Genomic DNA, 13,852 nt, shown 5'->3' with positions numbered 1-13,852 from the left:
TGTATTAACATAAGAATACATGTTTTATACGATTTATATTAAACGTATAATTCAAATAATACTGAAGGCCGCGGTTGTTCGCCTTGATATTTGTCTAGTGTCTCCGGCTACATATATAGAACAAAAATGAACATCGGCGATAGAAGGCACCGTCTTGGGCAAATCATCTTTTCGAACTGCATTGGTAACAGGATCGGCGAAGCGCGTCGGTCGGGCTATAATTGAAGATCTAGCTAAAGACGGCTTTTCCGTCGCCATACATGCCAATGGCTCGCTCGATGAGGCTGAGCAGATTGCGGCCGCATTGCGGCAACAAGGGAAATCGGCAATTGCGCTCAGAGCCAATCTTTCTGATCAAGCGGAAGCTGAAAATCTTTTGGAAGCTGCTGCCGATGCTCTCGGGCCGGTGGACCTGCTGGTCAACAATGCCTCGGTTTTCGAGAACGACTCCGCAGACACATTCGATGCCCAAGCTTTTGATCGTCACTTTTCGATTCATGTGCGGGCTCCCTCCATCCTTTCGGCAAAATTCGCCCGAATGCTGCCGGAAGATGCAAAGGGCATGATCGTCAATATCGTCGATCAACGTGTCTGGTCGCTGACGCCGTTTTTCTATTCCTATACATTGTCGAAGGCTGCACTATGGACTGCCACTCAAACCATGGCGCAAAGCTTTGCGCCGAGGATTAGAGTGAACGCCATTGGCCCAGGCCCAACAATTCGTAGCGAGAGACAATCCGAAGAGGACTTCAAGGCGCAGGTCGACGGGCTTATTATGAAGGCGGGACCAAGATTGGAGGAATTCGGGCGAGCGATCCGTTTTCTTTATGAAACGCCTTCCATTACTGGACAAATGATCGCCCTTGATGGAGGGCAGCACCTCGCCTGGCAGACGCCGGACGTGGCGGAGATTCGGGAATGAATGCAAAGAAGCTGCCGGAAGGCGGCGTCGTTTATGACGATATGGAAGACGATGAAGAGGATATCATCGTCGAAGCAGAAGCAGGCCAAACGCCGACAACACCCGTCGACTGGAACGAGGGCGGGCTTGAGGCGACGGACCTTGTCGGTGCAGACCTAATTGGAGAATTCGTCAAGCGCCTTCCCAATACGCCGGGTGTCTATCGCATGCTTAACGCAGCCGGCGATGTTCTATATGTCGGCAAGGCGCGCAATCTCAAAAAGCGGGTGTCGAGCTATGCCTTGGGCAGGGTCCACTCGAACCGTCTGGCGCAGATGGTGCGCTTGACCACGCATATGGAATTCGTGACGACTCGGACCGAGACGGAGGCTTTGCTTCTCGAGGCGAACCTGATCAAACGGTTGCGCCCTCGCTACAATGTTCTGCTGCGTGACGATAAGTCATTTCCCTATATCATGATCACCGGCGACCATAGGGCACCTGCGATCTTTAAGCATCGGGGCGCGCGGGCGCGCAAAGGCGATTATTTCGGTCCCTTCGCCTCAGCGGGCGCAGTCGGTCGCACCATCAATTCGCTGCAACGTGCCTTTTTGATTCGGACATGCACCGACAGCGTCTTCGAAACGCGCACCCGCCCCTGCCTTCTTTATCAGATCAAGCGATGCTCTGGACCCTGCACGCATGAAATCTCTGATGCCGATTATGCGCGGCTCGTGAACGAGGCGAAGGATTTCCTGTCCGGCAAGAGCCAAAAGGTGAAAGCCGATATCGCAACGGCGATGAACCTTGCCTCAGAGGAACTCGACTTCGAGCGCGCCGCAATCTATCGCGACCGGCTTGCGGCACTCTCGCATGTGCAAAGCCATCAGGGGATCAATCCTGCCGGCGTGGATGAAGCGGATGTCTTTGCCATTCATCATGAGGGTGGCGTATCCTGTATCCAGGTCTTCTTTTTCCGCACAGGACAGAATTGGGGCAACCGCGCCTACTTTCCCAAGGCAGATCCGCAATTGAGTGGCGCCGAAGTCCTCAACGCTTTTCTCGCGCAGTTCTATGACGACAAGCCCGTTCCACGACAAATTCTGCTTTCCGAGCCCGTGGAGGAAATGGCCCTGCTATCGGCTGCTTTGGGCGAGAAAGCGGGTCACAAGGTTGCCATTTTGGTGCCCCAGCGGGGCGAGAAACGCGATCTCGTCGATCACGTTGTCGCCAATGCGCGCGAGGCCCATGGTCGCAAACTTTCCGAAACAGCCTCTCAAGCAAGACTGCTAGAGGGTTTTCGCGAAACCTTCGGATTATCATTCACGCCGCAGCGCATCGAGGTTTACGACAACTCGCATATCATGGGCACGAATGCGGTTGGCGGCATGGTCGTTGCGGGTCCCGATGGCCTGATGAAGAACCAATATCGCAAGTTCAACATCAAATCGACGGAGATTACGCCGGGCGACGACTTCGGGATGATGCGCGAGGTGATGACGCGTCGCTTTAACCGTCTCATCAAAGAAGAGGGTATCCCGGATCGATCAACCCGCCCATCTATAGCCGAGGCGGGCGACCTGCCCTTCCCTGCATGGCCGGACGTCATCCTGATCGACGGCGGTCAGGGACAGATGACGGCGGTGCGCGCCATTTTGGACGATCTTGGGATTCGCGACGTGGTGACGGCGATCGGCATTGCGAAAGGGGCTGACCGCGAAGCGGGGCGCGAACGATTCTTCATGGATCATCGAAGCGACTTTTCGCTGCCGCCGCGCGACCCCGTTCTCTATTTTGTTCAACGCTTGCGGGACGAAGCGCATCGATTTGCGATTGGCTCGCACCGGGCACGACGCAAGAAAGAAATGATCAAGAATCCACTGGACGAAATCGGCGGCATCGGCCCCTCACGAAAGCGTGCCCTGCTTCAGCATTTCGGCACCGCAAAGGCTGTTTCGCGTGCGGCACTATCCGATTTGATGGCTGTCGAAGGCATTTCTGAAGCGGTCGCGCGGCAGGTTTACAATCATTTTCATGAGGATGCCGCGAAATAAGCGATAACAGTCGCAAATTCTACGCAAACGAAGCAGAAAAATGGAAAGCATGTTGACGGTTTCGGTTCGAAATCGTCAATTAAAGCGGCATCAATTCAGAGAAGATTTCATGGCATCGCGTGCTTACAATATTCCGAACTTACTGACCTATGGCCGCATATTGGCGGTGCCGGCGATCGTCATCTGTTTCTTCATCGAAGGTAAGCTTGCCATCAGCAACACGGCGCGCTGGGTTGCCTTCTGGATCTTTGTCATTGCCTCGCTCACGGATTTTCTGGACGGCTATCTCGCCCGTATCTGGAACCAAACGTCGAATATTGGGCGCATGCTCGATCCGATTGCAGACAAGCTCTTGGTCGCTTCGATCCTGCTTCTGGTTGCGGCCGATCAGACGATCGCAGGCTGGTCGATATGGGCTGCGATCACCATTCTTTGCCGAGAAATCTTGGTATCTGGCCTGCGGGAATATCTGGCCGCACTGAAGGTGAGCGTTCCTGTTACCCGCATCGCAAAATGGAAAACCACGGTGCAGTTGGTCGCAATCGCGTTTCTTCTTGCCGGTCCCGCCGGCGACGAAATCATGCCCTACACAACCCAACTTGGGATCCTGCTGCTTTGGGTCGCCGCCATTTTGACGATCTATACCGGCTATGACTACTTCCGCGCAGGACTGAAGCATATCGTAGAGGATGACGAATGACCCGGCTCGTCTATTTTTCCTGGGTTCGTGAGCGGATCGGGAAACATGAGGAAGATATCGAGCTACCTGAAACGGTGGTGACCGTGGGAGACTTGCTCGGTTTCTTGAAAACGCGAGGTGAAGAATACGAAGCAGCGCTCCTTTACCCTGACGTCATTCGCGTTGCTCTCGATCAAGAACATGCAGAGCGTCACGAGGCGATCGGCAGGGCCAAAGAGATCGGCATTTTCCCGCCCATGACCGGTGGCTAAGATGCGCTACTACCATCATAAAGCGTGCGAAGGGGCGATGTTATACCCTTGAACCGCCTCCCGTCATTTGGTTGAGAGTGAGAGAAAAGTTCGTGTCCATCTCCGCAACGATCCGCGTTCAGACTGAAGACTTCGATCTTTCCGGCGAGATGGAACGGATACGCGTAGCAACAAGCAGCATCGGAGCGATCGTGAGCTTTACGGGCATCTGCCGCGATGAAGGTGGACGTCTGACGGCGCTTGAGCTTGAGCACTATCCCGGCATGGCAGAAGCAGAGCTGAAGAAGATTGCCGATCTTGCAGCCGAGCGGTTCGACCTGCTCGGGCTCACAATCATCCATCGGACAGGAACGATCGCAGTGAGCGACAATATCGTTCTTGTTCTTTCGGCAGCGTCCCACCGCCAGGCTGCTTTTGATGGAGCAAATTTCGTCATGGATTTCCTGAAGACGAAGGCTCCCTTCTGGAAGAAAGAACATGCTGCCGCGGACGGTCCTGGTGCGTGGGTCAGCGCAAAGGACGTCGATGATGCAGCATTGAGGCGCTGGCAACAACCCTAGACGGGATTTCGTCTGCTTTGGCGTCCAGGCAGTCCAATGCCTAAGGGTTTAGTCGTTCTCTGCGGCTAAGGACAAGCAGAAGAACAAGTAGTGAAAATATTGCAGCGTCGCGCCAGAGATAGGAGGCGTAGGCCGCCCATAGTGTCTCGGTCACACCGAGAAGAGCAGCCCCCATTGCGGAGCGCATAGGGTTTGAATAGCCACCGACGGCCGCTACCATCAGGATTTTAAGGCTGAAGAAGAGACCGGCACCAAAATCCATGGTCCCGTAATAAAGCGTTGCGAGCACGCCGCAAGAGGCAGCGATCAGGCCAGCAAGACTGTAAGTGATCACAAAAACACGCCCGGCATTGATCCCGCAGAGCGCGGCTGCATCGGGATCATCGGCCACAGCCCGCCACACACGGCCCAGGATTGTGTATTTTAGGGCAACAGCGCCGATCCAGACCAGGGCCCAAAAACCGACAGTCTCGATGAGTTGCATCTGAGTGAGCACGACATGGAAGTCATTTGCCGAAAAGAAGACTATCTGTGTGTCCAGAAGCGGCGGGAGCCAGAGCAAATGGCTATCGGCCGCGAGCCGCACCATCTCCATCAAGAAGATAGCAATCCCCAACGCGGCAACGAGTACGCCGTTGGCCGCCTGGGAGAACAACGGCCGCATGACGTGGCGGGCATTCACCAAAGCGGTGCCTGCTCCGTAAAGCAGTGCAGCAATACAACCGCAGGCAAGAGCCGCCGGCATGACCAACCACAGGCCGTTATACGCGAAATTTGCAAACAGCAGCAAAACCTGGCCCGAAAAGGCATAAAGAGCGCCGTAGCTGATATCGGCGCGGCGGGTGATGCCAAATATCAGCGCATAGCCGAACGCCAAAGCGGCGTACAACGATGCCGCTGGCAACGAATTCGCGAGCTGCTGAAGAAAATAGGGCATTGTATCCTCCTCCAGCATTTTAACTATCAAAACTGATTTTACCAGTTATAATAATCTAGATGACTTTCACCTGGAACCAACATCGCTTTTCTGGCGGCGCCTTGGCCTTTGATGTGGCCAACAGCGTCGTGCTTCGTCACGACCCTCAGCGACGGATCGATCGATTCGAGGACGAAGATAACTTCGCGAACTTCGCGCAGGCAGCCGCAGAGCTTTGCGCGGAGAAGGAGCGATTGGGCCGAATCGGGATTGTGCCCGCCGGTCGAAAGGCTGCATTCTTGCGGCTTCGCGAAGCCGTCGACGACTATTTCCGCAGCCTAGCCAGCGCAGAGCCTTGTGATCAGAAGCTATCCGAACTGCTGGAAGCCTCAGCGGTCGTGTTGCGACACGCCTCTGCCTCTTCTCTCGACCGAGCGACGGTCCACTCGACACTTCGGCTTTTGGCGACCGACGAACCGGAACGGATCAAAATTTGCGGGAATTGCGGCTGGCTTTTTCTAGATCGCAGCAAAAACAAAAGCCGGACATGGTGCGACATGTCGGTTTGCGGAAATCGCGTCAAGGCCAGCCGCCATTATCGTCGTAATCGCGAGGACGAGACATGAAGCCTTTCGGGATCCTGATCATGGCAGGTCTGGCTTTTCTCGCGGGTTGTCAGCGACCCGCCGAGAAGATGGTCGAGGTCAGCGGCCATCTGTTCGTGTTCAACTACCGCGTGGCCACCGCAACCTATCTTGTAACACTGCGTAAGACCGGACCGATCCCCGACGGGGCCGATGTTGCAGCGGACTTCGAAAATCCAATGGGCGGGGCCCCAGTCACCTTTCAAGACAGGATTTTTCCAGGGAACGATAAGATCGTTCTCCAGAGCCCTCCGATGCATTGCATTCGAAAGGATCGCCCCTACACGGTCAAAATCCGACTCTTGATGCAGACCGGCGAGGTTTTGCAAGAGCTATCGACCAAGGTCGTATCTGATGTCGATCAGCAGAAAGTATTACCAGCCAAGCCACTGATTGCAGGACCGTTGTATGACCGAAATCCCGATGTCTTCAAAGCGGACGGCACGACGGACTATGGCAAGGATATCTGTCCGGCATCGTGAAAACGATGGAAAATCCAAAAAAGAAAGCCGGAGCAAAAGCCCCGGCTCGATCTTCTGATGCTGTATGTCTGTTAGCCGACGATTTCGGTGTCGGAGAACCAGTACTTGATTTCCTGAGCAGCCGTTTCCGGCGCGTCCGAACCGTGAACAGAGTTTTCACCGATCGACAGAGCGTGCGTCTTGCGGATCGTGCCTTCAGCAGCCTGTGCCGGATTGGTCGCGCCCATGATCTCGCGGTTCTTCAAGATCGCGTTCTCGCCTTCCAAAACCTGAACAATGGTCGGCCCAGACGTCATGGTTTCAACGAGCTCGCCAAAGAAAGGACGCTCTTTGTGAACGGCGTAGAAGCCTTCAGCTTCGCGCTTGCTCATCCATACACGCTTGGAAGCGACGACTTTAAGGCCGGCATCTTCGAGCATCTTGGTGATGGCGCCCGTCAGGTTGCGCTTTGTGGCGTCCGGCTTGATCATCGAGAAAGTGCGTTCAATCGCCATGGGTGAGTATCCCTTGTTTTAGAGCAAAAGTGGGCGGTCTTTACCCGCCCGAACGCCTGAAAACAAGGGGGTCACGGGAATTTCACGATAGGCTGACGGCTCGTCCTCGGCAATCATGCAGATCAAGGCAACGATCAAACCAGATCATGACCGGATCATCTTTGGCCATGAACTCGAGACTGCTTGTGACCCTCAGCCACTGTAGAGCACCAAAGACGATATAGTCCGCAAAAAGGGGGGTATCTCCACCGATAAAATTCTGGAACTTCAACATGTGCCGTAAAGGCTGGAGCCTTCCTGGAAAGGCAGCCTCTTCCGCCGCGCGGTCTGCAACGACGCTCTCGAGCGGCTTGCCGAAGGACTTTTCACGGCTCGCGCGGAAGTAGGCCTTGTTCTGCTCATCTAGAATATCGTGAATGTCGAGAAGCGCGATGCGAGCGATGGCCGGATGGAGCTGCGTTTGCGACCAGCCCTCGACCATGCGCGAAAGCGCAATCCCGCCCTCGCCTTTGAAGAGGGACGGCCGGTCGGGATAGATCTCGTCAAGGTACCTGGCGATGGCAAAGCTATCCGACACGATGGTTTCGCCATCCTTAAGAAAGGGCACGGTCGCGGAAGCGCCTTTCCCGACCTCAGGAATTTCCGTGAAGGTCAAGGCGACCTCCTCAAAATCAAGGCCCTTATGCGCCAGCGCCATGACGACCTTCCAGCAATGCGGGGAAAACAAGCGGGCCCGGCTTGCGCCACATAAAGAATAAAGTGTCCGCGTCATACGATCTCCTTTGATAGCCATAATAGAGAGCTAAGCGGACCGGCAATCAAATGATGATTTGTGATCAACCTATCAGGTTTTTCGAAACTTTCCGGGGGACATACGGCAAAGCAGTGGCGGCACTTGCCTTGTCCATCGGTTTCCGCCAAAAACGCCGCCATGATTACGATTTCCGATATTTCCGCCCGCATCGCCGGACGCCTGCTGCTCGAAAATGCGAGCGTGTTCTTGCCTGCCGGGACAAAAGCCGGACTTGTCGGACGCAACGGTGCAGGCAAGTCGACGCTGTTTCGGATCATTACGGGTGAATTGGCTTCCGAAACAGGGGCAATCACCTTACCGCGCCAAGCAAGAATTGGTCAGGTTGCACAGGAGGCACCCGGGACCGAACAGCCCCTGATCGAAATCGTTCTGTCTGCTGACAAAGAACGCTCGGCGCTCCTCAAAGAGGCGCAAACGGCAACGGACCCAAACCGGATCGCGGAAATCCAGATGCGGCTGGTCGACATCGATGCACATTCTGCGGAAGCGCGTGCCGCTGCCATTTTGGCTGGGTTGGGGTTTGACGAAGCAGCACAGCATCGGCCTGCGTCGTCCTTCTCCGGCGGGTGGCGCATGCGTGTCGCGCTTGCAGCCGTCCTTTTTGCCGAGCCCGATCTTCTTCTTCTCGATGAGCCAACCAACTATCTCGACCTCGAAGGCACTTTGTGGCTTGAAGATTATGTGCGCCGCTATCCGCACACCGTCATCATCATCAGCCATGATCGAGACCTCCTGAACAACGCCGTCAACGCGATCGTTCACCTCGATCAACGGAAACTCACCTTTTATCGTGGTGGCTACGATCAGTTCGAACGGCAGAAGGCCGAGGCCGATGAGTTGCAGATGAAGGCGAAAGCGAAGAACGACGCCGCGCGAAAGCATCTGCAAAGTTTTATCGATCGATTCAAAGCAAAGGCTTCCAAGGCAAGACAGGCCCAAAGCCGCATCAAGGCACTCGAGAGGATGGGGACTGTCTCGGCGGTGGTCGAAGACCATGTGCAGCCGATCACGTTTCCAAAGCCTGAAAAGCAGCCCGCCTCGCCCATCGTTGCCGTCGAACAAGGCGTCGTCGGATATACGCCAGGCAAACCAATTCTGAGGCAGTTGAACCTGCGCATCGACAACGATGATCGGATTGCCCTTCTCGGTTCAAATGGTAACGGCAAATCAACCTTTGCGAAATTCATATCCGGCCGACTTGCGCCTGAAAGCGGCAATCTCAAAACTGCGCCCAGCCTGAAGATAGGTTTCTTTGCGCAGCATCAATTGGACGACCTCATTCCATCGCAGTCTCCGGTCGATCATGTCCGACGGCTGATGACCGAGGCACCAGAGGCTCAAGTGCGCTCGCGCGTTGCGCAAATGGGTCTGGGAACCGACAAGATGTCGACTGCCGCAAAGGATTTGTCGGGTGGTGAAAAGGCGCGTCTTCTCATGGGACTGGCGGCATTTCACGCCCCTAACCTGCTCATCCTCGACGAGCCGACAAACCATCTGGACATCGACAGCCGGCGCGCCTTGATCGAGGCTCTTAACGATTATGAAGGCGCCGTTATCCTCATTTCACACGATCGGCATCTGATCGAAGCAACCGTCGACCGACTCTGGTTGGTCAAAGATGGAACCGTCACAAGCTTTGACGGCGATATCGAAGATTATCGCGAACTGATCGTCTCTTCCGGAAAGAAGAAAGACGAGAGCACGCCCAAGAGCGAAGACACCAACTCCAAGGCAGAGCTGCGCAAGGCCAATGCAGAAAAGCGTACGGCCCTTGCGCCGATCAAGAAAAAGATCAATGAAATCGAGGCCTTGACTGCGCGGCTGGAGAAACTGATTCAGACGCTTGATGCACAACTTGCAGATCCGCTCCTCTATGAAAAAGCACCGGCAAAAGCTGCAGAGATTGCCAAGCAACGCGGAGAAGCGCAGTCAAAACTGACTGCGGCAGAAGAAGAGTGGCTGTTGCTTTCAAGCGAATATGAAGAGGCCATGGCCGGATAGCCACACCTGCTGTGAAATAGCACTGGTGATTTGTACGAAATTAACGGTTCGCACCACAGCATCAACGGATCGTTAACCATAATTCGAAAGGTTGGCTCAACCTTTCACACTGATTTGTTGAGCCCTCCCGATGCGCCGCCTTCCCCTTTTTTCCGGCTTTTTGCTTTCGCTTCTTCTTGCTGGATGCCAATCTGTGAAACATCCCGAACCTGACCGCTCTATTAAGACGGGAGCGATCCAAGGCGTATCACAAGCGAACGCGCCTGCACCTGGCGGCTTGAACCCAGCTCGGTCACACCATCTTGTGGGAAGAACGCTTGTGGTTTCGTCCATCGCCGACATCAAACTTGCAGAGAAGGAACTGATCCTAAGCTTCGACGATGGCCCTATTCCCGGAAGAACCGAGAAGGTTCTCGCTACGCTGAACGAATTCGGCGTCAAGGGCGCCTTCATGATGGTAGGGGAAATGGCAGCGCTGCATCCAGATCTTGCCAAGGAAGTGGCGCGAGACGGCAACACCATTGGCAGCCACACCTTTAAGCACGCCAATCTGGCCGCACTCAATTTCGATGCGGCTTTAGCCGAGGTTGTTCGAGGTCAGGCGGCCGTGACTAAAGCAACGGGCGCTGACGTCAATTTCTTTCGATTCCCGTATCTCGCCGACAGCCGGAAGCTGCGCGCTGCTGTCACAATGCGAGATATGATCGTGATGGATGTCGATATCGACAGCAAGGATTACTATCGCGTGTCACCGTCAGCCGTCATGAAGCGCACCATGGACGTGGTTCGCAAAAAGGGTCGGGGCATTGTCTTGATGCATGATATTCACTTGCGCACTGCGGGCTTCTTACCGACCTTTCTGACAAAGCTGGAATCAGAGGGATACAAGGTTGTGACGCTGAAGTTCAAAAAGAGACCAACCTCGGAAATCGCCGCCTCGTGACGCATCTTGCACAGGATGAACATCGGCGCCGTCGCTCGTGTACTTGCCCGCTTACGACATTCTGCTAAAACGAGCATAATAATCATACTTTTGAGCGAAGCACCGAACGGAACCTCCAATGCCAGCTATTAAACTCGCCATCGTGGGCGTGGGCAAAATCGTCCGCGATCAACACCTACCTTCCATCGCCGCCAACAGCGATTTCGAACTTGTGGCAACTGCGAGCCGCCACGGCACGGTTGAGGGCGTTCGCAGCTTTACAGCTATCGACGAGATGCTGGCCGCCATGCCGGAGATCGACGCTGTCTCATTATGCATGCCGCCACAATATCGTTATGATGCCGCTTACAAGGCGCTTTCCGCTGGCAAGCATGTTTTCCTAGAAAAGCCACCGGGTGCAACCCTCAGCGAAGTCGCCGATCTTGAAAAGCTTGCCAAGGAAAAGGGCGTATCCCTGTTTGCCAGCTGGCACTCACGCTATGCTGCCGCCGTGGAAGCTGCGAAAGAGTTTCTCGCTTCGACAACGATCAAGAACGTTCATGTAATCTGGAAGGAAGACGTTCGACACTGGCATCCGAACCAAGACTGGATCTGGCAAGCCGGTGGCCTCGGTGTGTTCGACCCGGGCATCAACGCGCTGTCTATCATCACTCACATTCTCCCAAAGGCCATTTTCCTGACGAGTGCGACGCTGGAGTTTCCTGAAAATCGCGACGCTCCAATTGCTGCCGACCTGCATTTCAAAAACGCCGAAGGTGTTCCTGTTCACGCCGAATTCGACTGGCGTCAGACGGGAAAGCAAAGCTGGGACATCATAGCCGAAACCGCTGCGGGCAACATGGAACTTGCCGAAGGCGGCTCCAAGCTTTCGATCAACGGCAAGCTTACCTTTGAAGCGCCGGAAGCAGAATATCCCTCGCTCTACAAGCGTTTTGCCGAAATCGTTCGCGCCGGCCAATCCGATGTCGACATTGCACCTCTGCGCCATGTTGCAGACGCGTTCATGCTGGGACGCCGCAAGTTTGTCGAAGCCTTCATCGACTGATGTTTTATAGCACGGCGCAATTCTGTTGCGTCGTGAAAAGTCTTAAAACGATACGAAACAAACGCCTGCCTGCGCTTGCTGGCAGGCGTTTTGCCGTCAGGCCTTGCGCTCCCATCGACCGTGCTGGCTTTGCTGCCAATAGGTCAACGAATGCCCTTCGGCCTTAAAGCTCTTCCAGTGCATTCTGGCCTTTTCGAGCTGATCCTGATCGTAGCCGTCGAATATGAAGACGATTCGCTCGTAATCAGACAGCGGCGGCGGCTCAGCTCCGTCGACAACAAACCGCACCGTGGCCTTGTTCGGGTTTGAGGACGAGGCCGTAATCAGAATAGGCTGGTGCTCTGCCAATTCATCCTCATCCGTCCCATGCGGCAGGAAGCTATCGTCACGGAATGTCCAAAGATGTGCATCGAGGAGATCGCGGCGCGCCGTTTCCTTAACTTGTACCGCGACGCGCCAGCCGCGCGCCACAGACTTATCGAGGAGCGGCGGGAGCGCATCCTCGACGCGACTTTCGGTCAGATGATAGAAAAGGATCTCTGTCATCGCTCGTAGTTATCGCGAACAAAGGCGTCCAGGAGACGTACGCCGAAGCCCGAACCCCAGGATTGATTGATTTCGTCATTCGGCGCGCCCATCGCCGTACCTGCGATGTCCAAATGCGCCCAAGGCGTTTCCTTTACGAAGCGCTTCAGAAACTGCGCGGCAGTAATCGATCCACCGTATCGCCCTCCGGTATTTTTCATATCGGCAAACTTGCTGTCGATCATCTTGTCGTAATCACTGCTCAGCGGCATGCGCCAAAGCTTTTCATTTGTGGCGCTACCGGCCGAAAGCAAATGCGCTGCTAGTTCGTCATCGTTGGAAAACAGGCCGGCATGTAGACTTCCAAGCGCCACCATGATCGCGCCCGTCAGCGTCGCAAGATCAATCATCAGCCTGGGCGCAAAGCGATCATTGCAATACCAAAGGGCATCGCAAAGGACGAGCCGACCTTCGGCATCGGTGTTGATAATCTCAATCGTCTGACCGGACATGGAGCGCACGATGTCGCCTGGCCGCTGCGCATTACCGTCCGGCATATTCTCGACAAGACCGATGATGCCCACGGCGTTCACCTTTGCCTTGCGCGCTGCCAGAACATGCATCAAGCCGATGACGGCGGCCGCGCCGCCCATATCGCCCTTCATGTCCTCCATGCCCGCGGCCGGCTTGATGGAAATACCACCAGTGTCGAAAACCACACCCTTGCCGATAAAGGCGAGCGGCTTTTCATCTTTTGCGCCTCCATTCCACTGCATGATTGCAAGGCGCGGCGGTCGAACCGAACCTTGGGCGACGCCGAGAAGCGCTCCCATGCCAAGGTCTGCCATTTCCTTCTCGGTGAGAATTTCAACCAACATTCCAAGCTTTGACAGATCCTGCGCCTTTTCAGCAAACTCAATCGGTCCCAGCACATTCGGTGGTTCGTTGACGAGGTTGCGTGCAAGCACGACACCATCTGCGACCGCTTGACGATCGGAGAAGGCAGCCTTCGCCTCTTGTGCAACAGACGTCACGACTTGGATGTCAACGACCTCATCAGCCGCCTTGTCCTCGTCTTCATTCTTTTTCGTCTTGTAGGTGTCGAATGCATAGCTTCGCAGCAACATGCCAAGCGCAAAGTCGGCAGCGGCCGCAGCCGATAGCTCCAAACCGGGCACATCGAGAAACACGGTAGCTTTTGTCGCGGACTTGATTTTCGACATGGCCAAGCCGCCCACCTTCAACCAGTCATGCGGCGTCACCTCTGCCTGCTTGCCAAGGCCAAGAACGAAGATTCGTTCTGCTTCGGATCCTTGAGGTGCGATAATATCAAGCGCCGAAAGGGCCTTACCCTTGAACCGTGCAATTCCTCCAGCCCTTGCTATGACACTGGCTGGATCGACAACGAAAGCGCCGGACGCCAAATCCGCTTCTACGGTTTTGAGCAAAATGGCAACCGACGTTGCAGCGCTGGCAGAGGTCACAAAGGCTATATTGAGTTTGCGGGGCATAACGTCTCCAT

General features: G+C 55.0%; 15 protein-coding genes. 10 read left to right on the top strand and 5 right to left on the bottom strand.

From position 1 onward, the window contains the following. Positions 1–154 precede the first annotated feature (154 nt). The 5 genes from VQ830_RS02795 to VQ830_RS02775 all read left to right on the top strand — a co-directional run bounded on the left by VQ830_RS02795 (position 155) and on the right by VQ830_RS02775 (position 4,466). On the top strand, positions 155–922 hold the full coding sequence (locus VQ830_RS02795) for an SDR family oxidoreductase (RefSeq protein WP_337266520.1): 768 nt from the start codon (positions 155–157) through the stop codon (positions 920–922). Further along, positions 919–2,955: an excinuclease ABC subunit UvrC gene (gene uvrC / locus VQ830_RS02790; protein WP_337266519.1), complete on the top strand. Its 2,037-nt coding sequence runs from the start codon at positions 919–921 to the stop codon at positions 2,953–2,955. The genes VQ830_RS02795 and uvrC overlap by 4 nt, the downstream gene beginning before the upstream one ends. 109 nt (positions 2,956–3,064) lie before the next feature. Continuing rightward, positions 3,065–3,655: a CDP-diacylglycerol--glycerol-3-phosphate 3-phosphatidyltransferase gene (pgsA, locus tag VQ830_RS02785; protein WP_337266518.1), complete on the top strand. Its 591-nt coding sequence runs from the start codon at positions 3,065–3,067 to the stop codon at positions 3,653–3,655. Further along, positions 3,652–3,906, top strand: coding sequence for a molybdopterin converting factor subunit 1 (gene moaD / locus VQ830_RS02780; RefSeq protein ID WP_337266517.1), 255 nt, complete (start codon positions 3,652–3,654; stop codon positions 3,904–3,906). Before pgsA ends, moaD begins: the two co-directional genes overlap by 4 nt. A 92-nt stretch (positions 3,907–3,998) precedes the next feature. Next, positions 3,999–4,466: a molybdenum cofactor biosynthesis protein MoaE gene (locus VQ830_RS02775; protein ID WP_337266516.1), complete on the top strand. Its 468-nt coding sequence runs from the start codon at positions 3,999–4,001 to the stop codon at positions 4,464–4,466. A gap of 40 nt (positions 4,467–4,506) precedes the next feature. Here VQ830_RS02775 and VQ830_RS02770 read toward each other — a convergent pair whose 3' ends face one another. Continuing rightward, the gene (locus VQ830_RS02770; RefSeq protein WP_337266515.1) at positions 4,507–5,403 is read right to left on the bottom strand and encodes a branched-chain amino acid ABC transporter permease; all 897 of its coding nucleotides are present in this window, start codon (positions 5,401–5,403) and stop codon (positions 4,507–4,509) included. 59 nt (positions 5,404–5,462) lie between these two features. Here VQ830_RS02770 and VQ830_RS02765 point away from each other — a divergent pair, with 59 nt between their 5' ends. Both VQ830_RS02765 and VQ830_RS02760 read left to right on the top strand, forming a co-directional pair. Beyond that, complete coding sequence (locus VQ830_RS02765; RefSeq protein ID WP_337266514.1) at positions 5,463–6,008, top strand: CGNR zinc finger domain-containing protein; 546 nt, start codon at positions 5,463–5,465, stop codon at positions 6,006–6,008. After that, positions 6,005–6,508, top strand: coding sequence for a hypothetical protein (locus tag VQ830_RS02760; protein WP_337266513.1), 504 nt, complete (start codon positions 6,005–6,007; stop codon positions 6,506–6,508). The genes VQ830_RS02765 and VQ830_RS02760 overlap by 4 nt, the downstream gene beginning before the upstream one ends. Before the next feature lie 71 nt (positions 6,509–6,579). Here VQ830_RS02760 and ndk read toward each other — a convergent pair whose 3' ends face one another. Together ndk and VQ830_RS02750 are read right to left on the bottom strand one after the other, a co-directional pair. Further along, a complete protein-coding gene (gene ndk, locus VQ830_RS02755; RefSeq protein WP_337266512.1) occupies positions 6,580–7,002 on the bottom strand; it encodes a nucleoside-diphosphate kinase in 423 nt (140 codons plus the stop codon). 82 nt (positions 7,003–7,084) lie between these two features. Beyond that, complete coding sequence (locus VQ830_RS02750) at positions 7,085–7,774, bottom strand: glutathione S-transferase family protein (protein WP_337266511.1); 690 nt, start codon at positions 7,772–7,774, stop codon at positions 7,085–7,087. Positions 7,775–7,933: 159 nt separating this feature from the next. On the opposite strand from VQ830_RS02750, the gene abc-f reads away from it, so the two are divergent. From abc-f to VQ830_RS02735, 3 genes are all read left to right on the top strand, one after another. Beyond that, positions 7,934–9,817, top strand: a complete 1,884-nt coding sequence (gene abc-f / locus VQ830_RS02745; protein ID WP_337266510.1) for a ribosomal protection-like ABC-F family protein — start codon at positions 7,934–7,936, stop codon at positions 9,815–9,817. A 130-nt stretch (positions 9,818–9,947) separates the two neighbouring features. Continuing rightward, entirely contained in the window at positions 9,948–10,760 is an 813-nt protein-coding gene (locus VQ830_RS02740; RefSeq protein WP_337266509.1) for a polysaccharide deacetylase family protein, read from the top strand. A gap of 118 nt (positions 10,761–10,878) precedes the next feature. Then, positions 10,879–11,805 (top strand): Gfo/Idh/MocA family protein, encoded by a 927-nt coding sequence (locus VQ830_RS02735; RefSeq protein ID WP_337266508.1) that lies wholly within the window; start codon positions 10,879–10,881, stop codon positions 11,803–11,805. 96 nt (positions 11,806–11,901) lie between these two features. On the opposite strand, the gene VQ830_RS02730 is transcribed toward VQ830_RS02735, so the two are convergent. Together VQ830_RS02730 and VQ830_RS02725 are read right to left on the bottom strand one after the other, a co-directional pair. Continuing rightward, positions 11,902–12,351 (bottom strand): DNA polymerase III subunit chi, encoded by a 450-nt coding sequence (locus VQ830_RS02730; RefSeq protein ID WP_337266507.1) that lies wholly within the window; start codon positions 12,349–12,351, stop codon positions 11,902–11,904. Further along, positions 12,348–13,841, bottom strand: a complete 1,494-nt coding sequence (locus VQ830_RS02725) for a leucyl aminopeptidase (protein WP_337266506.1) — start codon at positions 13,839–13,841, stop codon at positions 12,348–12,350. Before VQ830_RS02725 ends, VQ830_RS02730 begins: the two co-directional genes overlap by 4 nt. Positions 13,842–13,852: the final 11 nt, after the last annotated feature.

This window comes from Oryzifoliimicrobium ureilyticum (assembly GCF_037199735.1).
In the GTDB taxonomy this organism is placed as follows: Bacteria; Pseudomonadota; Alphaproteobacteria; order Rhizobiales; family Rhizobiaceae; genus Rhizobium; species Rhizobium ureilyticus.
The sequence above is the reverse complement of the archived record's forward strand: the minus strand, read 5'-3'. Positions and strand labels throughout refer to the sequence as shown.